The organism is Candidatus Thiodiazotropha endolucinida (assembly GCF_001715975.1).
Classification (GTDB): domain Bacteria; phylum Pseudomonadota; class Gammaproteobacteria; order Chromatiales; family Chromatiaceae; genus Thiodiazotropha; species Thiodiazotropha endolucinida.
The window spans coordinates 71,486-98,349 of the sequence record NZ_MARB01000011.1 but is presented as its reverse complement, the minus strand read 5'-3'; the positions used below and the strand labels follow the sequence as shown (position 1 = coordinate 98,349).

The window sequence follows — 26,864 nt, the reverse complement described above, 5'->3', positions numbered from 1 at the left end:
ACGCATTTGTGGCAACCCTATTCGGGAACAGCTGAAAACCACATGCCAGGCAGTCCCTACCGAAGTAGACGGGTCCTAAAACTAAAAAGCCCCGTCGATCGACGAGGCTTTATGTGGCTCGACTACGAATCGGCCTACTCGGCGATAACGCTCACATATCTGCGATTGCGTGAGCCCTTCACCTCGAACTGAACCTTTCCATCCGCTTTCGCAAATAGGGTGTGGTCCTTACCTATACCGACGTTGGCACCGTTATGGAACTGGGTGCCGCGCTGGCGAACGATGATGTTACCCGCCTTGACTGACTCACCGCCGTAGATCTTTACACCCAGTCGCTTGGATTCTGAATCGCGACCGTTTCGTGTACTGCCGCCTGCTTTTTTATGTGCCATCTGACTCTCTCCTCAGCCGCTGATGCCGGTCACTTGAAGTTCGGTGTACCACTGCCGGTGCCCCTGGCGCTTCATGTGGTGCTTACGACGGCGGAACTTGATGATCTTGACTTTCTTGCCCCGGCCGTGGGATTTAACGGTTGCCGTAACTTTCCCGCCATCAACATAAGGCGTTCCGACCTTGACGTCATCACCGTTGGTGATCATCAATACTTTGTCCAGCTCGACGGAGGCGCCCTCGTCAGCGGTCAGCATTTCGACCTTGATGGTGTCGCCCTCAGAAACACGATACTGCTTTCCGCCGGTTTGAATTACCGCATACATTGCTTGAATCCCCGAAAAAATAGCGTTATGCCCCGCCTGACATCCGGGCGAGGTAAAGAGCGGGAATTCTACCTACAAGGCCCATGCCGGTCAACCACCTTGAGCAGAGCCCCCTCCTGGGCGCTATCCTATCGCCCGGTTCCCTAGTCAAAGTATCCCTTCAGAAGAATCCTGTTCGGTACAGTGAGATTTCGATTGACTGGGCCAGCGACCAGCCAATCACTTCCATGAACCACTAACTATTTGATGACAAACACTTTTCAGCCTCGATAAATATTCTCTTCACTTGTGGAAAGTGTTGTTTGATCATACCGTCCATGCCGCCAATCGCCGGCTCCACCTCATCCGCAGAGACGCTGTCCATGAAATCGACGCTCATGTTGACCAGCACAAAGTCCGTACCCATATGCATGGTCAGTACCTCGTTGACGCACGCTACCACGTCGATATCGTTTGCCATTTCCCGTATACCCTGCACGATAGCCTGGTTGGCACTCTCGCTTATCAATAACCCCTTGGTCTCGTAGGCAAGCCAGGCGGTGGTACCAACCAGGATCAAACCGATGATGATTGACGCTGTTCCGTCGAACAGAAAGCTACCGATTATCTGGGTCAACGCGACACCCGCGAAGGCAACGATGAACCCCAGCATTCGCAAAAATCAGGGATATTGAATAATATCATTTCAACCGCCCTGTTTTGGCAACCGTCTGGAATCCGAATTATCCGTCAAATCGTATGTAGTGATGACGGGAAGGTTTATCCCATCATGATGCGGTAATTTAATTCACAAAAAGCGACTCCGGAGGAATCGGAAATGAAATAAAGGGTCTTCTAATCGGGTCATACGGCTGCACCATTGGCAGTCCTGCTGTCACTCCCCTTATCACTCAGTGCGGTTGTTTTTCCCGGCGATTTAAACAGCTATGGGTGTGTCAATCACAGTGTGATTTACCCATCTGAAAAGCTGAGCCGGGCATGCTACAGACCCCGCGAGCCTTCTCTCAGGAATAGTTCTCACAATGCGAAAAAACCACTTAATCTCGATCCCGTTCTGCCGACAAGGGGAGTGACACTCTGTAAAGAGATGTCGGTTGTAATATGGTGTTGAGGCGATATAATTCATCAGCGTTCGTTTCACTCCAGAAACAACAAAAATACAATGAGTTACAGCAAGGTATGTGATGAGTGCCGAACACAATGAAAATCAACAGTCACTCCCTGACGGGGTGATGCTGAATGCCTATCCGGACAGTATTGGCGGAAAACTCTCCGATATTGTCGGTGTATTGAAACGGCCGGAACTGAAGGACGCATTCTCGCTGTTCTACATCCTACCCACTTTTTTCAATAGCGATCTCGATCGCGGCTTCTCCATCATTGACTATAACCTCAATGATGAACTCGTCTGCAAGCAGGATCTGAAGGAGTTGAGCAACCTCAACATCACCTTCAAATTCGACCTTATCCTCAATCACCTGTCTGTGGCATCACCACAGTTCAAGGATCTGTTGAAACGTGGCGACAAATCCGAGTACAAACACTTCTTTGTCGATTGGAACGAGTTTTGGCACTCTCACGGCCAAATGGGAGAAGAGGGTTACGTCATCCCAAAGGAGGATTTCTTAAACAAGCTGTTCATGCGCAAACCGGGATTACCGATTCTAAAGGTTGGTTTTCCAGACGGCTCACAACGGCCCTATTGGAACACCTTCTATCAACAAGTCGACTACAAACCGGTGAGTGCCGCCGATTTCACCGGCATTCAGGGTGTGACCCATGAAGCCGCAAAATCCATAGCGGCAATCGTAAATGAGAACATCGGGGTGGAGACGGATGCGAATCAGTTCAATCTTGACGGCTATGCCCATTACAAGAGTGAAATTCTCTCCGTAGTTGAGCGCAACCGGTCCTACCTGGGACAGATGGATCTTAACGCAAAGTCTAAGAAAGTCTGGCATTTTTATGAGGAGACGCTGAAAAAACTCAAGGATTATGGGGCGAAAATTATAAGACTTGATGCATTTGCGTACTTGCACAAAGAGCCCGGGGAGAGCAATTTCTTCAACCGACCGGGGACCTGGGACTATCTGGAGAGACTGAAACAGATGGCAAAACGTTATGGTTTAACCATCTTTCCCGAGATCCACTCAGAATATGGCGCAGGATTGCATGAAGAAGTGGCGCGAAAGGGATATCCGATCTACGACTTCTTCTTACCCGGACTTGTCATCGATGCCCTCGAACATGCCACTAACAGTCATCTACTCAAATGGATTGGCGACATTCAAGACAAGGGACTTCAAACCATTAATATGCTCGGATGTCATGACGGTATACCCTTGCTCGATCTTAAGGGTATTGAAAAGAAAGGAGTCAGGCGGGACGGCCTGTTGGATGACGAGAAGATTCAGACACTCATCGATCGCATCCTCGAGCGCGGTGGCAGGGTGAAAAACCTATACGGTCCGGATGGCAAGAAGATCGCCTACTACCAAGTCAATGCAACCTTCTTCAGTGCGCTTGGCGAGGACGAAGACAAGCTGCGTCTTGCGCGTGCGATTCAACTGTTCATGCCAGGCATTCCTCAGATCTGGTACCTCGATCTGTTTGCCGGAAAAAATAATTATCTGGCGGCAGACAATGGTGGTACAGCAGGCCATAAAGAGATCAACCGTACCAACCTCTCTCTGGAAGCTATTGAAACCGGCCTGAAGACACAGATTGTCAGAGACCAGATTGAACTCATTCGCCTGCGCAATTGCTCAAATGCCTTCAAGGGTGAACTGGAGATACATCCCACCGAACCCCACCTCCTTCACTTAACCTGGAAGCTCGCAAACGCAAGCGCCACATTAAAGGCTGACCTAAGCAGTTGCCGCTTCAGCATCGAACACTGCGACAGTAACGGAGAAAGCGCTCTCTTGAGCTTCTGATGCACGACCGATTACCCGACCACTTTGGCCTCGGCAGCGGTAATGCTCCAGCACAAACCAGCGCCTGTTAACACTAATTCAATAAATCCCGGATGCGTTGGCGTTATCGAATGCCGGTCTACTGCTTGGCATTCAATAATACAGAGGTAAAGGATTCCCGTTCAGGTAGAAGTGCCGTCAGCTCCGTTGCGGGCAGCGGGTGACTGAAGTAGTAGCCCTGCAGCTCATCGCAACCATAATCCTCCAGGCGGGCCACCTGCGATTCACTCTCGACACCTTCAGCAATAACCTCCAGATTCAGCCGTTTTGCCATATTTATGATGGTCAGAGTGATTTCTCTGACATCATCATTGGATTCTATTTCCCGGATAAAGGAGCGATCGATCTTTATCCTGTCCAAGGGGAAATGTTGCAGATTGCTCAACGATGAATAGCCGGTTCCAAAATCATCTATCGCCAGCTTCACCCCCAACCCCTTCAGGGCGCGCATTACAGCCTTTGCCTCTTCAAGATTCTGCATCACCGCGCTTTCAGTAATCTCAAGTTCAAGTTGGGAGGGATCGAGACAACTCTTTTCAAGCGTTTCGCACACTTCAGTAAACAAATTCTGATCAACCAGCTGCAAGGGAGATAGATTGACCGCTAAGCGCAAAGGCCCAAGACCGCACTCATTCCATTGCTGCATTTGTTTACAGGCTGAAAGCAATACCCAACTGCCGATCTCCCTTATTAGACCGGTGTGCTCGGCCAGTGGAATAAAGGTACTTGGATAAACCAGACCAAGTTTTGGATTATGCCACCGCAACAATGCCTCGACGCCGATCATACGACTACTTCCTGTAATTACCTGGGGCTGATAATAGACTTCGAACTCATCCCGTTTTATTGCGGAAATCAAAGCCTGCTCCAGCTGTGAGCGCTGCTCCACCTCCTTTGCCACCTGTATCGAATAGATACAAGTTTTAGTCAACTGCCCGACACGGGCACTGAACATTGCCATACTGGCATCACGCAGCAATGCATTGCCATCCGGACTCTCCTGTGGCCACAAACTGAGCCCCATACGTGGAGTCAGGAAGATCTGGGACTGTTCGAATTTAACCGGTTCCTGTAAAACATTGAGTAGATTATTCGCGATCTGTTGTGCACTGTCGGCGTCATTCAAGTTTTCTACCAGGACAGCAAAATCATCACCATTGAGATGGACGACCATGTCGTCACTACGAATTGCATTGCGTAGTCGCTGCGCTATGGCTATCAGCAGCAGGTCAGTCGCCGAATGTCCTACAAGCCCACCAGCCGAGTCCGACCACTGTATGTTTATAATTATAAGTGCGGCAATATTGTTATTGCGCCCATCCTCTCTTCCCAGTCGATTTAGCCTGCCCTCCAAGGCATACTGGTTTGGCAAGTCAGTGACGGCATGGTGCAGTGCCTGATGGTGCACCCGGTCGCTGAGGGAACGATTGATACGTCTCGCATGCAGATGGGAAAAGACTCCCCAGAGAGGGAATCCCAAAACCAGTGATGCTGTCACGGCCATCGGCGGAAACCACAACTGCTCTATCGACATAACCATACCGGCCACAGCAGGCACGCCAATCACCGCCGCCAGGAAGATAATCATTGCCGCCGGAAAACTTGCATTGAACATGAGCAGTGCGGCGATTGCCGTAATCAGGATGGTCAGTACCTGATAGTGGTTTCTGTCTATCTCTCTGATCAGGGTCCCCTGTAGTAGCCCGCTCAATACCTGGGCATTCAGTACGACACCCGGCATTCGCTGATGAACAAACGAAACCGGTGTCGACATGACATCCCCCAGCCCGGTTGCAGTCGAACCTATAAGAACATACTTACCCCTGATCGAGGAGGCCGCCTCATCATCATTCAAAACAACATGAGCCGAGAGCAGCTTGACTGCTTCGGGATTGGGATCGAAGGGAATCAGAAAGCGTCCCCGGCGCAACCACCCTACATGCTCCACCTGACGGTCATGTTGTAGAGCGTTCTCAGGTAGTGGGTTTACATCTGTCACCTGCAATAACGCAAGTGAGAGCGCCGGCCAATGTGCGTTGCTGATACCGGCATAGAGATAGAAACTGCGGCACAGGCCATCTCTGTCTATCTCGAAATCGACGTGGCCCAACCCTGCTGCAGCCTCCGCCAACATGCTCAACGGCAACACTTCTGAGATCGGCAGCTCGGCGCTCGACTTGCTCGGCGCCACCACAAGCACCGTTCTACCATTGCGATCGATGGCTTGAGCAAACAGACTGTCTGCCTGCGGATCGACAGTATCGGATTCAGCAAACAGGATATCGAAGGCAACGGCTTTTGCGCCCATATCGGTCAAACGGTCCAGCAATTGCCCATGCACACGACGTGACCATGGCCAATGACCCAGATTATGCAGACTGGCATCATCGATGGCGACGACGACAACCTCGTCACTGATTTGGTTTCCCTGCAGGTTGAGGAAATTGTCGTAGAGGAGAAGGTCAAAACGCTGAACAGCGGCATTCCCAGTCAATAGATAGGCGAGCACAATCAGCGAGATGACCAGGAACACACCCCGCCAGTTGAGCTTATTTACCAGCGGGTGGACCATCCCGCTAAATGAAGAACAGGCCTAAAATGAAGAGCACCGGGACGGTCCATACCCCCTGATCCAGTGGCGGTTCGATTTGCTGCACGCTGCCCCATGGCCCCTCGTAGCCATCCATGTCGATGGCACGTACCCTTAAGTAGAGAACCTGACCCTGTGGTTGATTAAAACTGATCTCCGGCTGATCGGTAATCTGATCAAGCTCAAGGGTACTGAAATCACCATCGAGGGCAACCTGCACCTGATAGCGTTGTCCTGCAGCACCCTCCCGCCATGAAGCCGTCACCTTATCATCTGCCGCTTCAATCGAGGGGTCGACAGCGTCGAGCGTGGGTTTGAGTTGCCATGAACGCACCACACCAGGCGGCCCCGACTCGTTGCCAAGAATCGCGGTGACACGCCAGTAATAGGTACCCGGTTTGGTGATCTGATCAGTTTGATACCGGGTGTCTTTCAGATCGTTTACCCGATGCACTATCTTGTCAAAGCCCTCATCCATGGCAATCTCCAGCAGATACTTGTCGGCTGTTTCAGATTTCGTCCAGTGCAATTCCGTGCCACCGCCCCGCTGAACCGCCCCATCCGGAGGACTGATGGAGATCGGTGGCTGCGGTTGCGCGTCGACTAATACCGAAGCGACACGGCTGACACCTTCCAGCCCATTGACATCGATACCGCGGACCCTGATCCAATATCTGCCATCCGGGAGTTCGGGTAGCGGGAAATTGGTCTGATCCGACAATTGATCACGCGCAAGAACATCCAGATTCTCATCCCTGCTGACCTCGATACGATAATTTACCGCATTATCAATTGCACCCCATTCCAAACGCCAGTCGATGAAACGAACCACCTCCGGGATCTGCTTGAAATCGGGGGGTGGCAGCAACTCCACGGGTGGAATCGGTGCCTTGCCTTTCTCAACCCGGGTACCGAACCCGGCAGAAATCAATCGTTGTTTATCGCCACCGCTCACCTCGACCTTTCCTTCCAAAACCTCGATATTTGAGGTGGTGCCGTCTCCGGTCACGGCCGCGCGATAGACGGTACCACGCACCGCGCTTATTGCCGAGGGCGTATATATCTCAAAACGGGAACCGGGACCCACAGATGGCCGTACCCTTGTCTGCAATCGCCCTTGGATCAGGTGCAGCCTGGAATCGACCATACCGGTATCGCCATGGGCACTGAGATGGTCAAACCGCATCTCGCTATAACTGTGCAGGGTCATGGCGCTGCTGTCCGCAAAAAGGATGGCGGCGTTGCTCTTGGGCCCTGTCCGCAAGATATCGCCTAGATGTATCTGTGTACCGGATTTGAGTGATGCCGCCTGAGAGCCGTCGGCGTGAATAAGCTGTACCTGGCCTTCAAAATCCGCAAGCCGCGCCGGCACGGCATTGCTTTTTATCCATTTCATCGGAACACGCAGCCAAGAACCGGGCTGTAGGCGTTTCGGGTTTTTAATATTGTTCAGTTTCTGCAGCTTCTTAAACCGCAGCACGTTGTCCAAGTACTTTTCGCTGAAGTCCCAGAGATTGTCCCCCTCCACAACGGTGTAGATCCACTCCGCACTATTTGCCTGAGACACAAACACACTAAGCAGTATTGCCACCACGAGAGCCCGGACTTGAAGTATGTATGACATCAATGAGTATCCCTTCACCCCGCTCAGTGAGGTTGCTGGACTGGGGCTTGCGATATTGTCATTTACATGCATGTCGATCTTGGCCTTCTCTATTCCAGTATGCCTGCCTTGGCCCTGGCACAAGTAATGTTAATTTCTTGGGCTTTCTTTCATTATACGTGATTTGTAAATCACAAGAGGGCACTGCACAAATCATTGATTATCAGCGTATTGCCTGACTTCTGATAAAAACCATCCCACCAGATGATCTAATAGCACATATATAACCAACAGAAAAGTAAGAGAATTAAATTCCAGCCGCAGAAACCGTATTTAGCTGATCACACAATCGGGGGGATATCGCCATCAGCATCAGCCGAATCCGGTGACAATGGACAGAGACTGCATTGCGATTGAACGACAATGTACGCCACCTTACACCCGGCCTGTCGAGTGTCAGTGACTTAACTCACTTGATTCGCTGCATCTCCCCGAAGCAGTCCATCCACTCGAACATGGGTAATGGATCGAGTGATGGAACGCTTCAGGTGATTGATTTATTTACAATAGTTGACAATTCACTTCCACAATAAGCGATCGAGAGAGACTAGGCCGCCGCCATGGCGAATGAGATAGAGCATAGCCAGCGCCCACCACATATGCACATTCCAGGCATCCGGGTAGACAAACAGCTGGATCACGGCAGTCATGATTAACAATGAGAGGGCCGCGAAGCGGGTGAAGAGACCAAGCACCAGCAAAATGGGAAAAAAGTGTTCCGCATAAGTCGCCATGTGGGCAGCAATATTCGGTGGTATAAGCGGCACTCCGTATTCGTGCTCGAACAGCAGAAAGGTGGAATCGGAAATATCCAGAAAACCGGACACCTTACTCCTTCCGGACGACCAGAAAGTGTAGGCAATGGCCCCTCTGGCCAACAGTGCAATCCCCCACTCCGGGATGGATTTGCCGATAAAGTCGAAAAGCCGTTGCATTGTATCGATGAGTGCGTTCATGGGAATCAACCATCCTAAATGTTATCTGTTATTGATCGTATTGTTGTTACGCAGAAACAGGTCATTCAGATTCTAAGAAACCGCTGACCAATTCAGAGGATTCCTAAAAATCACAGTGCACAGAAAGTTCCGTCGAACAGATATCGGGTAAAAAAGGTATTCAGGTCGAATTCCGGTTCCGTTTCCGCTGCATGGCTATAGGCCTCGGCAATGGTATCAGCGGATGCCAGCCTCTGGAGAAAAGTCAGGGCACCCGGGGTCATCTCCCTGATCTCAACCTCTGCCTTGGGGCGTATCACGACGATTTGCGACCCACCCTCATCAAGCGAGACGGTTTCATCCACCCGGTTACTCTGATTAGCCGACCAGATACGATAAATGGGATAAACGGATCCAATGCAGCGCATTGAAGGATGTGGCCTCAACCGGAGGTGATCCAGTTCATCCGAAGGCAGTTTGGCGATCTGCCGCTGTTCCAATGGCGCGGCATCATCGGCATGATAGGCGGCGGTCCATGCATACTCCAATCTTGCCACATCCGACAGGTAGGGTAGTCCGGAGAGTTCAGGCACCGCTGCAAGAAATTCGGCAAATCGCTCGCCATACAACAGCAGTGCACGATCCATGGGGGGATATTCGCGCACATAGGCTGTGGCCAGCATGCGAAAGGCTTCATCCCCCAACAGTTGTTTGATGACCGGATACATATCGGCAAGGGCATCACCGTTTAAAACGATGAAGTTATTACGATAGACGTTGAATCGCTGTACTTGAAGACCGTCATCCACAATCTCTTCGAGCAGCGCCTGAGCCGGGGGCTCCGATGAACGGAGGCCATCGCAAAACAACTGTTGCAATTCAGACAGTGGCTTCATGGTACTGGTCATTGGCTGTCCTGATAATCTCTTCGGCAAAGCAAACCTCTCTGAAGAGTTCAGGAAACTCAGGGATGTTGCTGTCCCATTCGATCAGTGTCGGTACCGTGCCGTTGCTGTTGATATAGTTTTCATACAGCCGCCACACTTCACTACAGACCGGCGAACCATGATCATCCACCCGTAGCGTTGATCCCTCCAGGTCCTGGGTTGAATGTCCGGCAAGATGTATTTCCTCCACCATATCGTGAGGAACCGCTGACATATACTCATCCAAAGACCAGCCATGGTTGCTGCAGGAGACGAAAACGTTGTTGATATCCAGGAGCAGGCCGGCACCGCTTCGCTTGGCGGCCTCGACATAGAACACCTGTTCCGGTATTTCGTTCTGTTTGAATTGTAGATATGTCGAAGGATTTTCGATAAGTATCTTCCTGCCAAGAAACTCTTGTACCTGATCTATATGTTCAACAATCAACTTCAATGTGGTTTCCGTATAGAACAGCGGGATCAAATCATTGGTATACCATTCATAACCATGGCTCCAGGATAGATGTTCCGAAACCAATCCCGGCTCAAACCGCTCCACCAACGACTTCAGGCTTTTCAAGTGTGCGGTATCCAGCGGCAGATGGCTGCCGAGTGATGTTCCGACACTGTGCAGGGAGACCGGATAGTCGGCACGGATACGCTCCAGGTAGTGCAGCGGCGGACCTCCACGCCCCATGTAGTTCTCCGGATGAATCTCGAACCAGCCTATATCCGGCTGCTGTTCGATAATCGCCTGATAGTGCTTCGGCTTCAATCCGGCCCCGGCCCTGACGGGTACCGGGGCTGCCACCGATTGCAGTGATATATCTTTCATCGGTTTTCGCGGTTAGCTTACTTCGCTTCCAGGCTACCGCCCACGATCTTTTCACAGGTACCTTTCAGCACAAGCATCCAGGCATTTCCCTGAGCATCGACCGTTGAGGTACCCGCGCAACTGGTACCCGGTCCTGCTGCACAATCATTCTTTCCCGCTTTGGCAACACCGTAGCACTTCTCGGTATCGGCGGCATTTGCCACGCTCATTGGCGACAGTGCCAATGCTGATGTTATGGCGCCGGCTACAATTGCGCTGGTGGTCGTTTTTTTCATTTCTCTCCTCCTAATTTCAGGACTGTACAAATAGTTAAATAGATAATGGCGAGGTATAGATTACTTTCGCTCTCGGCACTATTGTACTTCAAAAAATGCCACCCGATTTATTAGCGAATGGTGGCGTTAACATAAGCTTAACTTTGTTTTTTACACCTGACCTCATGTAACCACCTATTTAAATCATATAGTTACGTAATTCTCACAGAACAAGATCAAGTGTTGCGCCAAGAACGGTGAGAGCAATCGTGATACTCTCTTTATCTATTCGTTATAACCTTATTACAAAAAGACCATCTTAAAACCATCAATCTACTACTGTTGTACCTATACGTTGGTCAATAGAAGACAGATGCACTATCTGTCCCATAAGTGAATTTAACCCCGGCAATCTGTGGAGATCATGTTATGAAGGCTTCTGGGCTAATGGTGAAGTGTTTGGAAAACGAGGGTATCGAATATGTCTTCGGCGTACCGGGTGAAGAGAATGCCGACTTCATGATGTCGCTGGAACAGTCCGACAAGATAAAATTCATATTGACACGCCATGAGCAAGGTGCAGCATTCATGGCGGAAATCTACGGCCGTCTTAGCGGCAATCCCGCTGTCTGTCTGGGTACTCTCGGACCGGGGGCCACCAACCTGATCACTGGTGTTGCCGATGCCAATATGGACCGGGCGCCTGTGTTGGTTTTGACCGGACAGGGTTCCACCGCCCGCCTGCATAAAGAGTCACATCAGATCATGGATGTGGTGGAGATGTTCAAACCCGTCACAAAATGGGCCACCAGTATATACAATGCGGTGACCATCCCCGAAGTTGTGCGCAAAGCGGTGCGCATTGCGCGTACTGAAAAGCCTGGCGCTGTTCACATCGAACTCCCGGAGGATATTGCCAAACATCAGGTTTCGGCAGAACCGCTGGATCCGCGACGGTTTCGCCGTTCGGTGGTGGACGACAAGATTCTCGATCAATCCTTTGACTTGATCACCCATGCCAAGCGACCTGTCATCATAGCCGGCAATGGTGCAATTCGCCGTCGTGCCGCCAAACAGCTCCGCCTCTTTTGCGAGAAAACGGGTATCGGTGTCTTGAGTACCTTCATGGCCAAGGGCGCAGTCGATATGGATGCCGACTACTGTCTCTACACGATTGGACTTGGCAGCAAGGATTATCCGACACTGGCTATCGATGAGGCCGATCTGGTAATCACCCTTGGTTTCGATATGGTCGAGTACCATCCCCGATTATGGAATCCCCACAAGAACAAGCCCATCATTCATGCCGATTTCCTGCCTGCGGAGATCGATGAGTATTACCATCCTCAAGTCGAACTTGTTGGTGATCTCGCCCATACCTTGTGGATGCTGAATCAACGCCTGACGACCCACGGTATTCCCAAGTACGTCCTGGCCCAGCAAGCAGAAACCCGGCGATTGATGCAGAACGAATTGGCCGAACACGCCAACGATGACACTTCGGGGACGATACGTCCACAAAAGATGTTGTGGGATATCCGTCAGGTAATGGGGCCGGAGGATATCCTTCTCTCCGATGTCGGTGCACATAAGATGTGGATTGCACGGCACTACCACTGCCATCAACCCAACACCTGCCTGATACCCAACGGTTTCTGTTCCATGGGTTTCGCCCTGCCCGGCGCTATCGCTGCCAGCCTGGTGGCGCCGCAGCGACGCATCCTCGGCATATCAGGTGATGCCGGATTCTTGATGAACGTTCAGGAAATGGAGACTGCAAAACGGCTACACAGCAATCTGGTCATGTTGATCTGGGAGGATCATGCCTATGGTCTGATCGCCTGGAAGCAGGAGAGTGAATTTGGCCGGCATACAGACCTGTCATTCGATAATCCCGATTGGATGCAATTAGCCGGCGCATTCGGCTGGCACGGTCATCGCGTTGAGCAAAGTACCCAGTTTGCAGATACTTTGGAAACAGCATTCAGGCAACAGGGACCGAGCCTGATCGTAGTGCCTGTCGATTACAGTGAAAACATGGCCCTTACACGACGCCTGGGTGAGATGACAGAACCTTGCCCGGTCGCCAGTTGATATTAGAAAACCAGAAATTTGGTTGCGCATAACGGCCACACGTTGGATTAATAACAGATGGAAAGAACAAAGAGCGGAGTTCGACAATGATGACAGCAGTCACTGAAAGCTGGGTATTCACGATATTCGAGATACTGTCGGTTATGTTTGTTTTCTTTATCGGAATGGGCGTGCTCACATTGATCGTTCTCTACATCATCGATATCACTCAAACTCAGCAGACCATCCGACGCAACTACCCGGTGATCGGTCGATTTCGTTATTTCTTCGAACATCTGGGTGAATTCTTCCGCCAATACTTCTTCGCCATGGACAGGGAGGAGATGCCTTTCAATCGGGCAGAACGGTCCTGGGCCTATCGGGCCGCAAAGAATGAAAACAACACCATTGCATTTGGATCAACCAGGGATCTGCGGCCAATCGGCTCCATACTCTTTGTCAACTGCCCCTACCCGACCCTGGGCGAGGATGCGGTACCGGCGACGGAGGTGGTGATCGGCCCAGGTTGTAAAACACCTTATACAACCGACTCCCTTATCAATATCTCCGGGATGAGTTTCGGTGCCTTGTCGGTACCCGCGATACGCGCTCTTTCAGCCGGTGCCCGGCAAGCGGGATGCTGGATGAATACCGGCGAGGGGGGACTGTCACCCTACCACATCGAAGGCGGTGCGGACCTGGTATTTCAAATTGGCACTGCCAAATTCGGTGTGCGTGACCGGGAAGCAAACCTCTCAGACGAACGGCTGATGGAGATCGCCGCGCATGACAGCGTACGCATGTTTGAAATCAAACTCAGTCAAGGTGCAAAGCCGGGAAAAGGCGGCATACTGCCCGCCGCTAAAGTCACTCATGAGATTGCGCGAATTCGCGGTATCGAAGAGGGCCGGGATGCAATCAGCCCCAATCGACACCCTGACATCAACTGTGCGGATGACCTGCTGAACATGATCGAACGGATCCGGCGCGTTACCGGAAAACCTGTCGGCTTCAAGACCGTGGTCGGGGCCTATGGCTGGCTGGAAACGCTGTTCGAAACAATTAACAAAAGAGGCCCGGCATGCGCACCCGACTTCATCACGGTTGACGAAGCAGACGGCGGAACAGGCGCAGCTCCCATGGCGCTGATGGATTATGTGGGATTGCCGCTCAGCGAGAGCCTGCCCATGGTCATCGACATGCTGTGCGAATATGGTCTGAGGGAGCGTGTCAAGGTTGTCAGCTCCGGCAAGCTGATTACCCCTGCAGGGGTAGCCTGGGCATTAGCTGTCGGCGCCGATTTCGTCGCTTCCGCCAGAGGGTTCATGTTCGCCCTGGGTTGCATCCAGGCATTGCAGTGCAATAAGAACACTTGCCCGACAGGTATCACCACGCACAATCCGAAACTCCAGCGTGGACTGGTATCCAGCGACAAAGCTGTACGCGTGGCCAACTATGTAAAGAACATGAACTATGAGGTCGGCCTCCTGGCACACTCATGTGGTGTACGGGAACCGCGGGAACTGAAACGCTTTCACGCTAGGATAGTGATGGAAAATGGAAAGTCCATGCCGCTGGATGTCCTCTATCCACCAAAATCATCTGCTTCAGTCTGATCGCACCTGCAATCATTGTAACGCAATTTGGTGAAGCGGCTGCCGCCGTTAAGGAGATAAGAAGAGCCATAACAGACAGGGCGGTCAGAATACCGGGATCGATCAGGAAGCAGGGATAACCTCGGTTATCAAGCCTTGTCGAATCCAGCCTTTAAGCAAACCCGCCGCACGCATCGATACACTATCCAGATTGATCCGACTCGCCAGTATTTCACATGCATCTTCGAAGGTAGCGCCGTAGCGCAGAGAATCGAGGGCCAACTGTTCGTCCTCCTCAAGGGAACGGAATCGTGTGACCAGGTCCTGACGCCAAATCAACCAAGCGTCATTATGTGTCTGTGTACAGATCGATTCAACTTCGAGTGGCGGATCCGCGGTGAGCGCCTTCCAAATGGTTGGCACATTCCATTCAAGGTCGATTCGGCGGACGCACGGGCAAAATCCAAACCTCAGCATCGGCCATGCATCAGCAGGGATGGATGCCACTTCCCGCTCCGTGACGAGGTTACAATCCGCTGCATCGAATGCCTGTCCCAATGTCCATTCAAACTTTGCCAGTTCCGCTAACCAGGCTAAATCATGGATGTCAGGATTTGGGTCAACCTGCTCGCTTAGATAGTCTGGAAATCGACAGCCGAAATCGCGAAGACTGAAAAAATGTGAAGGGTGTTTTCGTATGTACCCTTCTGTGAGGAGATCGAAATGATCACCGCTGATAGCCATGCTGAGGGCGGGATAGTCATTCGTCAACACCTCTTTCAAACGTGCGACATAGGCATTCGCATATACGGAAAGCTGATAGCCTGCAGACGCGCGACCCCCTCCGTCTACCCAAGAGATCCGGTGTTCATTTCCAGGCTCCAGGATAAACTTCTGAAATCGGGACTGTAATTCACCCAGATGTTTCATTGTCGACACGCTTATGCCACCTGATCTTCAAAACTTGTTTCACCGATACGCCGCACGCGATCAAGTTCCCGCAACAAATCCGCAAGCGGCGGTATATTGTCATCGCGTTCGATCATCGTGCTGACACGGCCAAAGCGCTGAATAGCCTCGGCGTATAACTCATAAACCGGATCTGCTATAGGGTGATCATGGGTATCTATGATCAGGTTTTCCTCTTGTGTATGGCCTGCCAGATGAATCTGATAGATACGTTCACTGGGCATTGCCCGCACAAAATCAGAGGGATCGAAGTTATGGTTATAGGCGCTGACATAGATATTGTTGATATCCAGCAGCACAAGACAGTCGGCGCGCTCCACAACCTCGCGCAGAAACTCCCATTCACTCAATTGAGATTCACTATAGCTAATGTAACTCGATACATTCTCCAACAGCATCTGTCGCCCCAGATAGTCCTGCACTCTGGTGATGCGCTCTACCACATGATCAAGCGCCTCTTCGGTATAGGGCAAGGGCAGCAGATCGTGCAAATTCAGTTTGTTCACACCAGTCCAGCAGAGATGATCTGAAAACCACATAGGCTCCACCCTTTCTATCAACTCTTTCAATTTTTTCAGATAAGTATAATCCAGTGGTTCTATACTGCCGATAGACATCGACACACCGTGCATTACCATCGGATAGCGCTCACGGATTCGACTCAAGTAATGAAGCGGCTTACCCCCGTCCACCATGTAGTTCTCTGATATAATCTCAAACCAGTCCACATCCGGCCTCGACTCGAGCACGTCATCATAGTGCTGTCTGCGAAGACCCAGCCCATAGCCGAGAAAAGGCCTTTGAATTCCTACTGATTCATTCACAAAGCTCCCCCTAGGGACAATCAGTCAATTTGCAGCCCAGGATCTGGCAACACTATACTTGGATAGTGCGCCAGTCCGGCTCCGTCAGAACTATCCCTTTGGCTTTTCTGTTGATCCACCAATGTCTTCACAGGCTTTCTTTGACATATTCACAAAACCCTGGCCTTTGCACGAGGCTTGCCCTTTACAGGCATTATTGGCAGTCTTACAGTCATTATGTCCTTTACATTTGTTGACACCATAACAGTGTACATTCGCGTCACTTCCCGCCTGTACCGTAGCTACAGGTGCAACGGAAAACAGAGAAGCGGCACCTGAGGCCAGTGCAATCGAGGCAAACTTTCTGCGAGTAATCATAGATATCTCCTTCGGTTTTTTAATCATAACTGTTATTAACACCAAGGCCTTGCCATAGGCGTGATTCAATTCTTGTGAATAAATATCACGTAAGTATCACGGCAAAGTAACAATAGTTTTCACGCAACCTTTAAGCAGGAAACAGCATTTCGCATGCCGCAACAGTGGTTCTTACATTCAGTGACTGGATACAGATAGGTAATTGTTTGATTGCTTATAGTAATTGGGCAAGCCGGAGACACTGCCGCTTGAGGCGGATCTGCTATCTTGAGTAGGTAAGTGAATAGTTCGAGGGCCACCCAATGAGTTTATATGAACGCTTTTACAAGCGACCGATCATCACCTTCATCATCCTGATCGCATCCGGCCTGACCTTCGGTGCAATGACCGTCAATATTTTTCGCCTGTTTGCCGCCAACTGGAATTTCATCTTGACCTATGGGCTCTTGGCTTTACGTGAGGGTGCGTTAACACAGACGCTGGAACTATTGATAACCGGCATGCTTTCAATGGTATTTTTTCTAGTATTCAAGTTTTGTGAAAAAATATTGATTGACCGTATTAGCAGCTACACTTTTTCCCTAAAACGCATTGCGAACAAAAAGAAGACATAAGAGACTGCAGCATAAAATAGCGTGAATTAACCCCCGCTTCATACGGCAACCATCGTTATAACGTATTATTTATGTTTAACCTGTCGGTTTAAATTGAAGTTTTTATGGAGTTTTTTCTGTACCGACCACAGCACCGAATATACGATGAATGAGAGATGTTGATGATGTTATTTTTCCAGTATCAGATCCGATTTGGGTTTTGAGATACATAACAGACAGTAACCACGCCCAGGATTGATGGCCGGCACTTGAGTATATTCGACTTCACCTTGGACAAGCCTGGTACGACAGGAACCACACTCTCCCGCTCGGCATAGAGATTCAACTTCAACACCCCTGGATTCAGCGAATTCCAGCAACGAGTCATGTGATTGGATCAAACGATAGCACTTACCACTCTCGCTAAAGTTAACGATCACGTCCAATGTATGTTCAATCGGTGGTCTATCTATCGCCTCATCACAAACGCCATTTATATAAGTGGGTGACTCAACAGTAGAACTCTCTCCGGAATCGAGCAGAGTCTTGTCTCGCCGCAGCAACAACCGAATCCCCGCCGAGAAGATCGCGAGAACCAAAATGGCGGTAATTATGATTAAATCGCCCATTACCATATTCCTATCGATAAGGCCTGATATAGGACTGACCATCCTGAGTATGCATGGAATAGCTTAAGTAACGATGAAGTGGTCTGTGACAAGGATCACGGATAGACGAACCTTATAGCCTGCATGTGAATTCTGGCCATTAGCCACCCTCTTCACAGCCGATTCAAGTATGCATTTTCGGAGATAAAGGGCATCCAGCATGCACCGGCGTCGGTAATCGGGACGAGGGCATTTCGCGCAACCAGAGTTAAAGGACCAGTCAGTATTTGAGAATATTGGAGCCGGCGAGAGGATTCGAACCCCCGACCAGCTGATTACAAATCAGCTGCTCTACCAACTGAGCTACGCCGGCTGGAGAGTGCGAATTCTATGCGTTTCTGTGTCTTGTGGCAAACTTAACGGCACGCAGTCTCCTTTGCTTCGAGATCAGGAAACTTGGCGAAGAGATCATTCCAACCCTTTTTGTTATCTGATGTAGGTGTACCCTCTTGAAAATAGAGCCAATATTTGGTTTTTTGACGATAGCGTGGCTTGATAATCGCCTCATAACCGAGGTCTATAATCTCATTTTTCCGTGCCTCCGCACGCTCCTCGTTACGGAACAGGCCGAGTGATATGGCATGTACAAGTTCACCGCTGGTAAATCGCCACAAATCGCTCACACCGTCCCTCTCCAGGCGATTTGAGATTTCGATTGCTTCCCGCCTGGTGGCTTGCGGGGGGATCAAAACCCACACACCCGCCTGCTCATTACTGGTCTCCGACTGCAACTCCGGTTTCAAACCCAACGCCCGCAAACTTACGGAGACGATCTCAGCGTCAGAGCGACTTACCAGGTAACCGATCGTTCGACATACCGGTATCACTTCCGCTGTCGGTATCTCAGCCACAGCATTGTCACTCTCTGGCACGTCAAACCCGGGTTCGGCGGGAGTCTCAGCTTCGGCAATGGGAACCTCAGGCAGAGGCTCTGCAATCGGTTCGGTAGGGGCCAGCTCCTCTAAGGACAGATCAGTATCCGGTGTCTCAGTTCGATCATCAGATGAGTCCTGTTGTACCTGGTCGGCATCCGGATCGTTCACACCGGCAAGCACAACATCATCGGTAACGCTTGGCTCAGTTTTCAACGCCGCAATCTCTTTATAGAGAAAGAGTTCGCCCACATCCGGCAAGCTATTTTCAACACTTTTTTCTGCCTTCTGAGGGTAGACTAGGATAAACATCCCCAAATTCGCCAGCAGCAGAATGAAAAAGAGCCATTTCATAACAATACTTTATCTGTTGTGTTCATTTCGCATCCTGTGGCGAAGTCATACAGTGCGCTCCGATTGACCAGACTGTAAACGCAACCCGTTCAGAACCAGGTCATGTACGACTCGGTGGGACACTTCAAGATGGCGTGCCAACAATTCCGCATCGCCACCTGTAACAACGCAAATGACATCACCCATTTCCCGTGCCTGCAGTGTTTGATACAGCTTTTCCACGGTCGCGCATTGAGCCACAATGGCGCCAGTAAGGATGCCGGATGCTGTATCGGTAGCGAAGCAATCGCCAATCTCACCGGTTTCATAATGCGGGATATCGGTATTTTGTCTCAGACAATGGGCAAATACCCGCAATCCCGGCAAGATGATACCACCGATATGTCGTCCCTCTCCGTCCATGGCATCGATCGTTGTCGCTGAACCGCAGTCTACGACAATCTGGGGTAATTTCGAAAGGGCACGCGCCGCGATGAGCGCCAACCAACGGTCGACACCCAGTTGACCAGGCTTTTTATATCCGTTTGTTACTCCGTGCTCCAACTGCCGTGTTTCTGCGAATAACGGTATTATCTGCCAATGCCGTTCAATCCAGCTCAGTAGTTTCGCATCAATATCTTGTTGGCGCACACTGGCGATATAGACTGCTTCAGGCTTCTTCAGTTTAAGCCAGGCATGTTCAATCGCCGCTGGGAGATTGCTTGATTCCGCCTGATGCAGGATATCAACTTGCAGGTCATCTTCGGTTGCCCATTTGATGGCCGAATTGCCTATATCAACATAGAGTTTCATCTTCTTTCATCAATCAGTTGCCGAAGACTCACCTCGCCGGCGTGAAATGACTGCTCCTTGCCATTACATCGCAACCGGATCGCTCCATTCAGATCAATTCCCAAATGCTCCCCCGCGTGGACCTGGCTATGGCTGCGAATTTCCACCTCTCTACCCAATAACAGATCATGCCTATGCCACTCATCAAGAAATGACTGCATACCATCGGATTGATACTGCCGTATTACATCTCTCAGATGTTGGATCAACCTGCATACCAGTTCATTGCGGGTCGGCCTGGTGATATTTGGAATAGCATCCAAATCGATCCATGGTTGGTCTATATCACCGCCATGACTGCCCAACCGGGTATTCAGACCGACACCGATAACAATCTGCGAGGGACCACTGGCCTCCCCTGTTATCTCCAGGAGAAGGCCGGCCAGTTTTTTGCCTTGCCACAATATATCATTAGGCCATTTAAGTCCGGCCTGATCACAGTTCAGCTCATGCAACAAGCGTACAACCGCAATAGCCGATACCAGGCTGAGTCCCGCAATCTGCATTGGCGGATGTTCGAAACGCCACAACATTGAGAAATAGATATTACTACCGAAAGGTGAGATCCATTTACGACCATGCCTGCCCTTACCAGCCAATTGCTGTTCCGCCAAGCATACGGTCCCCGACTCAGCACCCGAAGCTGCCTGCTTCATCAACCAACTGTTGGTGGAATCTATAGAGGCGTGCAGAACCAATGCCGGTGGCACCTCATTATCGTTATCGCTCAGCAGTTTAAGAATGGCGTCATGATTCAGAAGATCAAGCGGTTCACGCAAGCGGTATCCTCTCCCTGTCACCGCATCGATCTCGAGATTATATTCCTCCTTCAATTGTTTGAGCTTTTTCCATACTGAAGAGCGCGTTACGTCCAACAGACGTCCCAACTCCTGACCTGAGTGAAACCGTCCATCCGCCAATCTATGAATTAAATCATGATGCCGGTACATGGCCCTTTAACCAATTGTTAAGACGTTGTTGCTGTATGCTACCGGGATGTTGAGGGAGATAGATGGTACAGGTATCAGCCTCAGCTGGATGCGCGGTGAAATGGATAACTTTTAACTCGTCCCTGCGAAATAGGTGCATCTCAATAGATACCTTCTCCTGTTGCCTTGCGATGTACTGCTCCATCTGTTTTGCACTCATGCTCAAGCCATCTACAGCAACGATCTCGTCACCCGCCGCCAACCCTGCCTGCTGAGCTCCACCACCATCAAATACCTGCAAAATCCGAATCCTCCTGTCCAACTGTTTCCATTTAGCACCCAATACCGGTTTGGCTGGAGCGGCCTTTGGCGGTTCTGTTACCACCCTGCCCTGATCCTCACTGGATTTAGCGGGAAGCAGGTGAAGCTCTACAGCAAACTCGGCCAAGATCTCGGCAAGCGGCAACTCTTCTGTTGAGCGGACGCCAAGATCAAACAGTGGCTGCAGATCCAGGGATGTCACTTCAGCCACAAGTTTTTCAAATCCATCCTCCGGAACACCCACTGAGCGGCGACCGTACCGTTGCCACATCTCGCGCATCACATGGTCAAGTGAGCATGTGTTGTCACTCTGCAGGCGTATGGTCAAATCGAGCAGCAGGGCGAGCAGGGCACCTTTGGCATAGTAACTTACGATCGCATTGGGCGCGTTCTCGTCCTGTTTATAGAATTTTGTCCAGGCATCGAAACTCGACTCCTCCAGGGTTTGTTTATGTCTCCCGCTGTTTCTCGTCACACGCGTGATTGTTTCCGCCATCATTTCAAAGTAGGCCTTGCGCTCAATCACGCCGCTCCTGACAAGGATCAGTTCATCGTAATAGGACGTGATCCCCTCAAAAATCCATAACTGACGGGTGTACACCTCTGCCGCAGTCCCCTGTTGCAGAAATACTTCCGGTGTTATCCGCTTGACGTTCCAAAGGTGGAAATACTCATGACTGCAGAGTGCCAACAGTTTTCGATAACCAGCTGTGACGCCTTCATCACCCCGTTTTGGCAGATCGTCCCTGCCGATCATAAGGCTGGTGGAGTTACGGTGTTCCAATCCCCCATAACCATTACCGACCACTTGAAGTAAAAAGAGATAATGCGATATCGGCAATTCACCAAACAGTTCCACCTCTTCATGGCAGATCCGGCCTAAATCACTGCAAAACCGCTGCAACTCAGCGTCATGTACACCACTGATCACCAACCGATGCCGTTGATCATTCACCAAGAAGTCAGCGTCGGTAAAATGTCCTGCCTCAATGGGATAGTCGATCAGCGCCTCATAACGGTCACAGAGGTAGTTACCGAACCCTGCTTCATCGATATGCTCCGCCGGCATAGCGGTAGCCAGACGCCACTCTTCGGCATAACTCTCACCCGGACGATCAATACTCAACCTGCAGGACTCATTCTCTAATCCAGTGACGCCTAAAAACAGACAAGGTCCATTGATATATGCTTGTTCGGTATCGAAATACGCAGTTCTGACAGTCAGTTCCCAAGCATAAACCGTGTACACGATACGCAGTTCACCTGCCACCGGTGAAACACGCCAACTCTGCTTATCAAGCTTGACCAGCTCAATGGGCTCACTTCCTGACAATGCCTGGATGGAAACTATATTGCGGGCGAAATCACGCACCATGTAGCTGCCGCGTATCCAACCGGGAAGGTAGATTACCTGCCCATTGGTATCGGGCTGCTTCACGGTCAGCTCGACTTCAAACAGATGCGCTTGGGGCGATTTGAAGCTTAGCTTGTACTCAATCATTACATGTCCCACTGCACGACTGCCTGTTCACCTTTTCGATTGACCGGACGTGCAATCAAACCGGCATGGTTTGCACTGACCTGGTAGTGAGCACCTGCTTCAATAGGCATATACACCGAACTGCCATACATTGTATCAACCATGCCAAAATGATCGGTCAGGTTAGCGATTATGCTGTCGATAATCTCATAATCCTCATGCAGATTATAAACCTTGATAACGCTATTACCCGGTACGATATTACGCCCCGACAGCGCATCCAAACGCACAACCGGATCCTTTCCAAGCAACGCAACCCACGGTTTCCATTTGATAAAACGCGCATCCAATCGCCACTCATGTGCTGAAAGAGCATAGATTTTGCGTTTACCGTCGACCGTCAACCTGAGGGATGCGGTTCCGGCGTCAACGGTAACGATCTCAACCTCAGCCAGTACACGCTCTTTGGTCAACTGAATATAGCTCTGAACATTAAACAACAGCATTGAGACAAAGGTTGCAACGAGCAGGACAAGCAGACCCAACAAGCCGTTCAGGCTTGCCGCAATGAGCTTCCTTTTGAAAACAAATTGACGAACCGCCAATCCAGTCAGCAGGAAACCGAAGACAAGTAGCGTCAGTGAGAGAACCATAATCTATTCAAATGCAGTCCGATTTCACGATCATTGAGATCACAATCTAACACGTTATCGTTAAATCCGAGTCTGGGAACCTATACTGGTTCACATCGAGACAAAAAAAAACCCCGGACCTTCAGGGTCCGGGGTTTTGCTGTAAAAACCTGGCAGTGTCCTACTTTTACATGGGGAGACCCCACACTATCATCGGCGCTATGTCGTTTCACTTCCGAGTTCGAGATGGGATCGGGTGGTACCAACACGCTATGTCTACCAGGTAAACTGTCGGAGTCGCTCCCTAGGAAACGACTCAGCATTCGGTTAGATCGCAAGGCTATATCTATGGGTGTTGCGTTTGCTTGAACTCAGCCCAAAATGTTTGGGTGTTATATGGTCAAGCCTCACGGGCAATTAGTACTGGTTAGCTTCACACATTGCTGTGCTTCCACACCCAGCCTATCAACGTTGTAGTCTTCAACGGCCCTACAGGGACCTTAAAGGTCCAGTGAGATCTCATCTTGGGAGGGGCTTCCCGCTTAGATGCTTTCAGCGGTTATCCTGTCCGTATTTAGCTACCCGGCAGTGCCACTGGCGTGACAACCGGAACACCAGAGATACGTCCACTCCGGTCCTCTCGTACTAGGAGCAGCTTCCCTCAAATCTCAAACGCCCACGGCAGATAGGGACCGAACTGTCTCACGACGTTCTAAACCCAGCTCGCGTACCACTTTAAATGGCGAACAGCCATACCCTTGGGACCGACTTCAGCCCCAGGATGTGATGAGCCGACATCGAGGTGCCAAACACCGCCGTCGATATGAACTCTTGGGCGGTATCAGCCTGTTATCCCCGGAGTACCTTTTATCCGTTGAGCGATGGCCCTTCCATACAGAACCACCGGATCACTAAGACCTACTTTCGTACCTGCTCGACTTGTCTGTCTCGCAGTCAAGCACCCTTATGCCTTTGCACTCGTTGCGCGATGTCCGACCGCGCTGAGGGTACCTTCGTGCTCCTCCGTTACTCTTTGGGAGGAGACCGCCCCAGTCAAACTACCCACCATACACTGTCCCTAACCCGGATAACGGGTCGAGGTTAGAACTCCAAATATATCAGGGTGGTATTTCAAGGTTGGCTCCACGAAGACTGGCGTCTCCGCTTCAAAGCCTCCCACCTATCCTACACAAACATATTCAAAGTCCAGTGCAAAGCTGTAGTAAAGGTTCACGGGGTCTTTCCGTCTAGCCGCGGGTACACTGCATCTTAACAGCGATTTCAATTTCACTGAGTCTCTGGTGGAGACAGCGTGGCCATCGTTACGCCATTCGTGCAGGTCGGAACTTACCCGACAAGGAATTTCGCTACCTTAGGACCGTTATAGTTACGGCCGCCGTTTACCGGGGCTTCGATCAAGAGCTTCGTCCGAAGACTAACCCCATCAATTAACCTTCCGGCACCGGGCAGGCGTCACACCCTATACTTCCTCTTTCGAGTTTGCAGAGTGCTATGTTTTTAATAAACAGTCGCAGCCACCTGGTCACTGCAACCCTCTTCTGCTCCGAGAGCAAGTCTCTTCACATACCAAGGGCGTACCTTCTCCCGAAGTTACGGTACTATTTTGCCTAGTTCCTTCACCAGAGTTCTCTCAAGCGCCTTGGGATTCTCACCCTACCCACCTGTGTCGGTTTAGAGTACGGTTACTTATTACCTGAAGCTTAGAGGTTTTTCCTGGAAGCATGGCATCAATCACTTCGTCTCACATGGAGACTCGTCATCACGTCTCAGAATTGCCGGTCCGGATTTACCTAAACCGACTCCCTACACGCTTAAACCGGGTAAACCAACACCCGGATGACCTAGCCTACTCCGTCACCCCATCGCAGTAATAAATAGTTCCGGAATATTAACCGGATTCCCATCGACTACGCATTTCTGCCTCGCCTTAGGGGCCGACTAACCCTGCGCCGATTAGCGTTGCGCAGGAAACCTTGGGTTTTCGGCGAGGGGGCCTCTCACCCCCTTTATCGTTACTCATGTCAGCATTCGCACTTCTGATACCTCCAGCATGCCTTACAGCACACCTTCGCAGGCTTACAGAACGCTCCTCTACCATGCGTGCAAGCACGCATCCGCAGCTTCGGTACATGGCTTAAGCCCCGTTAAATCTTCCGCGCAGGCCGACTCGACTAGTGAGCTATTACGCTTTCTTTAAAGGATGGCTGCTTCTAAGCCAACCTCCTAGCTGTCTATGCCTTCCCACATCGTTTCCCACTGAGCCATGATTTTGGGACCTTAGCTGGCGGTCTGGGTTGTTTCCCTTTCCACGACGGACGTTAGCACCCGCCGTGTGTCTCCCGCGATTACACTTCCACGTATTCGGAGTTTGCATCGGTTTGGTAAGCCGGGATGGCCCCCTAGCCGAAACAGTGCTCTACCCCATGGAGTGAGACGCGAGGCGCTACCTAAATAGCTTTCGAGGAGAACCAGCTATCTCCGGGCTTGATTAGCCTTTCACTCCTATCCACAGCTCATCCCCCCATTTTTCAACATAGGTGGGTTCGGGCCTCCAGCGCGTGTTACCGCACCTTCACCCTGGCCATGGATAGATCGCCCGGTTTCGGGTCTACTCCCAACGACTGAACGCCCTATTAAGACTCGGTTTCCCTACGCCTCCCCTATACGGTTAAGCTTGCCACTGAGAAGTAAGTCGCTGACCCATTATACAAAAGGTACGCAGTCACCCCCGAAGGGGCTCCCACTGCTTGTACGCATACGGTTTCAGGTTCTATTTCACTCCCCTCTACGGGGTTCTTTTCGCCTTTCCCTCACGGTACTGGTTCACTATCGGTCGGTAGAGAGTATTTAGCCTTGGAGGATGGTCCCCCCATATTCAAGCAGGATATCACGTGTCCCGCTTTACTCGATTTCACTGCGAATAGGTTTTTGTGTACGGGGCTATCACCCTGTATCGCCAGACTTTCCAGACTGTTCCACTAACCACATCGCAGCTTAAGGGCTAATCCCCTTTCGCTCGCCGCTACTAAGGGAATCTCGGTTGATTTCTTTTCCTCCGGGTACTTAGATGTTTCAGTTCCCCGGGTTTGCCTCTCGCACCTATGAATTCAGTGCGAGATACCTGTCTTACGACAGGTGGGTTTTCCCATTCGGAGATCTCCGGATCAAAGCCTGTTTGCTGGCTCCCCGAAGCTTATCGCAAGCTACAACGTCCTTCATCGCCTTCTACCGCCTAGGCATCCACCATATGCGCTTAATCACTTGACCATATAACCCCAAAAATTCTGGAACCTGGTCGCTCGTACAAATGCAACATACCCAAGTAACTAAGTTTGAGAACTTAGATACTAAATTTTAGATATTGGATGTCTCACGACATCCGCCTATCTGCGATCTAACCTAATTTTTAAAGAGCAGTACTTCGATAATACGAAGTGGCTAGCGTTGTCGC

General features: G+C 50.7%; 22 protein-coding genes, 1 tRNA gene and 2 rRNA genes. 4 read left to right on the top strand and 21 right to left on the bottom strand.

Annotated elements, in window-relative coordinates:
* Positions 1 to 134: 134 nt before the first annotated feature.
* From rpmA to CODIS_RS10860, 3 genes are all read right to left on the bottom strand, one after another.
* Entirely contained in the window at positions 135 to 392 is a 258-nt protein-coding gene (rpmA, locus tag CODIS_RS10870; protein WP_069124838.1) for a 50S ribosomal protein L27, read from the bottom strand.
* A 12-nt stretch (positions 393 to 404) separates the two neighbouring features.
* Positions 405 to 716, bottom strand: a complete 312-nt coding sequence (gene rplU, locus CODIS_RS10865) for a 50S ribosomal protein L21 (protein WP_069124837.1) — start codon at positions 714 to 716, stop codon at positions 405 to 407.
* Between the two features lie 235 nt (positions 717 to 951).
* Positions 952 to 1,368 (bottom strand): cation diffusion facilitator family transporter, encoded by a 417-nt coding sequence (locus CODIS_RS10860; RefSeq protein WP_069124836.1) that lies wholly within the window; start codon positions 1,366 to 1,368, stop codon positions 952 to 954.
* Positions 1,369 to 1,900: 532 nt separating this feature from the next.
* Between CODIS_RS10860 and CODIS_RS10855 the strand changes: the two genes are divergently transcribed.
* Entirely contained in the window at positions 1,901 to 3,652 is a 1,752-nt protein-coding gene (locus tag CODIS_RS10855) for an alpha-amylase family protein (RefSeq protein ID WP_069124835.1), read from the top strand.
* Positions 3,653 to 3,770: 118 nt separating this feature from the next.
* On the opposite strand, the gene CODIS_RS10850 is transcribed toward CODIS_RS10855, so the two are convergent.
* From CODIS_RS10850 to CODIS_RS10825, 6 genes are all read right to left on the bottom strand, one after another.
* Complete coding sequence (locus CODIS_RS10850) at positions 3,771 to 6,263, bottom strand: putative bifunctional diguanylate cyclase/phosphodiesterase (RefSeq protein WP_069124834.1); 2,493 nt, start codon at positions 6,261 to 6,263, stop codon at positions 3,771 to 3,773.
* A gap of 4 nt (positions 6,264 to 6,267) precedes the next feature.
* Entirely contained in the window at positions 6,268 to 7,905 is a 1,638-nt protein-coding gene (locus CODIS_RS10845) for a FecR domain-containing protein (RefSeq protein ID WP_069124891.1), read from the bottom strand.
* A 557-nt stretch (positions 7,906 to 8,462) separates the two neighbouring features.
* Positions 8,463 to 8,900, bottom strand: a complete 438-nt coding sequence (locus tag CODIS_RS10840) for a DoxX family protein (protein ID WP_069124833.1) — start codon at positions 8,898 to 8,900, stop codon at positions 8,463 to 8,465.
* Between the two features lie 110 nt (positions 8,901 to 9,010).
* A complete protein-coding gene (locus CODIS_RS10835; RefSeq protein WP_069124832.1) occupies positions 9,011 to 9,787 on the bottom strand; it encodes an HvfC/BufC N-terminal domain-containing protein in 777 nt (258 codons plus the stop codon).
* Positions 9,759 to 10,640, bottom strand: coding sequence for an MNIO family bufferin maturase (bufB, locus tag CODIS_RS10830; RefSeq protein ID WP_069124831.1), 882 nt, complete (start codon positions 10,638 to 10,640; stop codon positions 9,759 to 9,761). The genes CODIS_RS10835 and bufB (CODIS_RS10830) overlap by 29 nt, the downstream gene beginning before the upstream one ends.
* Before the next feature lie 17 nt (positions 10,641 to 10,657).
* Positions 10,658 to 10,915, bottom strand: coding sequence for a BufA1 family periplasmic bufferin-type metallophore (locus tag CODIS_RS10825; protein WP_069124830.1), 258 nt, complete (start codon positions 10,913 to 10,915; stop codon positions 10,658 to 10,660).
* A gap of 408 nt (positions 10,916 to 11,323) precedes the next feature.
* Between CODIS_RS10825 and CODIS_RS10820 the strand changes: the two genes are divergently transcribed.
* Both CODIS_RS10820 and CODIS_RS10815 read left to right on the top strand, forming a co-directional pair.
* Entirely contained in the window at positions 11,324 to 12,988 is a 1,665-nt protein-coding gene (locus CODIS_RS10820; RefSeq protein WP_069124829.1) for an acetolactate synthase large subunit, read from the top strand.
* A gap of 86 nt (positions 12,989 to 13,074) precedes the next feature.
* Complete coding sequence (locus CODIS_RS10815; RefSeq protein WP_305782109.1) at positions 13,075 to 14,583, top strand: FMN-binding glutamate synthase family protein; 1,509 nt, start codon at positions 13,075 to 13,077, stop codon at positions 14,581 to 14,583.
* Between the two features lie 102 nt (positions 14,584 to 14,685).
* Here CODIS_RS10815 and CODIS_RS10810 read toward each other — a convergent pair whose 3' ends face one another.
* From CODIS_RS10810 to bufA2, 3 genes are all read right to left on the bottom strand, one after another.
* Positions 14,686 to 15,492 carry an HvfC/BufC N-terminal domain-containing protein gene (locus tag CODIS_RS10810; protein WP_069124828.1) on the bottom strand — a complete coding sequence of 269 codons (807 nt, stop codon included), beginning with the start codon at positions 15,490 to 15,492 and terminating at the stop codon, positions 14,686 to 14,688.
* Positions 15,493 to 15,503: 11 nt separating this feature from the next.
* Positions 15,504 to 16,355, bottom strand: a complete 852-nt coding sequence (bufB, locus tag CODIS_RS10805; protein ID WP_235615195.1) for an MNIO family bufferin maturase — start codon at positions 16,353 to 16,355, stop codon at positions 15,504 to 15,506.
* 90 nt (positions 16,356 to 16,445) lie between these two features.
* Complete coding sequence (bufA2, locus tag CODIS_RS10800) at positions 16,446 to 16,712, bottom strand: BufA2 family periplasmic bufferin-type metallophore (RefSeq protein ID WP_069124889.1); 267 nt, start codon at positions 16,710 to 16,712, stop codon at positions 16,446 to 16,448.
* Between the two features lie 302 nt (positions 16,713 to 17,014).
* Between bufA2 and CODIS_RS10795 the strand changes: the two genes are divergently transcribed.
* Positions 17,015 to 17,326, top strand: a complete 312-nt coding sequence (locus tag CODIS_RS10795; protein WP_069124826.1) for a hypothetical protein — start codon at positions 17,015 to 17,017, stop codon at positions 17,324 to 17,326.
* Between the two features lie 167 nt (positions 17,327 to 17,493).
* Here the strand turns inward: CODIS_RS10795 and CODIS_RS21555 are convergent, their stop codons facing one another.
* The 9 genes from CODIS_RS21555 to CODIS_RS10750 form a co-directional block, all read right to left on the bottom strand.
* On the bottom strand, positions 17,494 to 17,934 hold the full coding sequence (locus CODIS_RS21555) for a 2Fe-2S iron-sulfur cluster-binding protein (RefSeq protein WP_069124825.1): 441 nt from the start codon (positions 17,932 to 17,934) through the stop codon (positions 17,494 to 17,496).
* A gap of 276 nt (positions 17,935 to 18,210) precedes the next feature.
* Positions 18,211 to 18,286: transfer RNA gene (locus tag CODIS_RS10785), tRNA-Thr, on the bottom strand.
* A gap of 43 nt (positions 18,287 to 18,329) precedes the next feature.
* Positions 18,330 to 19,199 (bottom strand): SPOR domain-containing protein, encoded by an 870-nt coding sequence (locus tag CODIS_RS10780; RefSeq protein ID WP_069124824.1) that lies wholly within the window; start codon positions 19,197 to 19,199, stop codon positions 18,330 to 18,332.
* A 45-nt stretch (positions 19,200 to 19,244) separates the two neighbouring features.
* Complete coding sequence (locus CODIS_RS10775) at positions 19,245 to 19,991, bottom strand: type III pantothenate kinase (RefSeq protein WP_069124823.1); 747 nt, start codon at positions 19,989 to 19,991, stop codon at positions 19,245 to 19,247.
* The gene (gene birA, locus CODIS_RS10770; protein WP_069124822.1) at positions 19,988 to 20,980 is read right to left on the bottom strand and encodes a bifunctional biotin--[acetyl-CoA-carboxylase] ligase/biotin operon repressor BirA; all 993 of its coding nucleotides are present in this window, start codon (positions 20,978 to 20,980) and stop codon (positions 19,988 to 19,990) included. The genes CODIS_RS10775 and birA overlap by 4 nt, the downstream gene beginning before the upstream one ends.
* Positions 20,964 to 22,781 (bottom strand): M61 family metallopeptidase, encoded by a 1,818-nt coding sequence (locus CODIS_RS10765; RefSeq protein WP_069124821.1) that lies wholly within the window; start codon positions 22,779 to 22,781, stop codon positions 20,964 to 20,966. Before CODIS_RS10765 ends, birA begins: the two co-directional genes overlap by 17 nt.
* Complete coding sequence (locus CODIS_RS10760; protein ID WP_069124820.1) at positions 22,781 to 23,413, bottom strand: hypothetical protein; 633 nt, start codon at positions 23,411 to 23,413, stop codon at positions 22,781 to 22,783. Before CODIS_RS10760 ends, CODIS_RS10765 begins: the two co-directional genes overlap by 1 nt.
* A gap of 147 nt (positions 23,414 to 23,560) precedes the next feature.
* Positions 23,561 to 23,676, bottom strand: a 5S ribosomal RNA gene (gene rrf / locus CODIS_RS10755).
* 112 nt (positions 23,677 to 23,788) lie between these two features.
* Positions 23,789 to 26,680: ribosomal RNA gene (locus tag CODIS_RS10750) — 23S ribosomal RNA — on the bottom strand.
* Between the last annotated feature and the right edge of the window lie 184 nt (positions 26,681 to 26,864).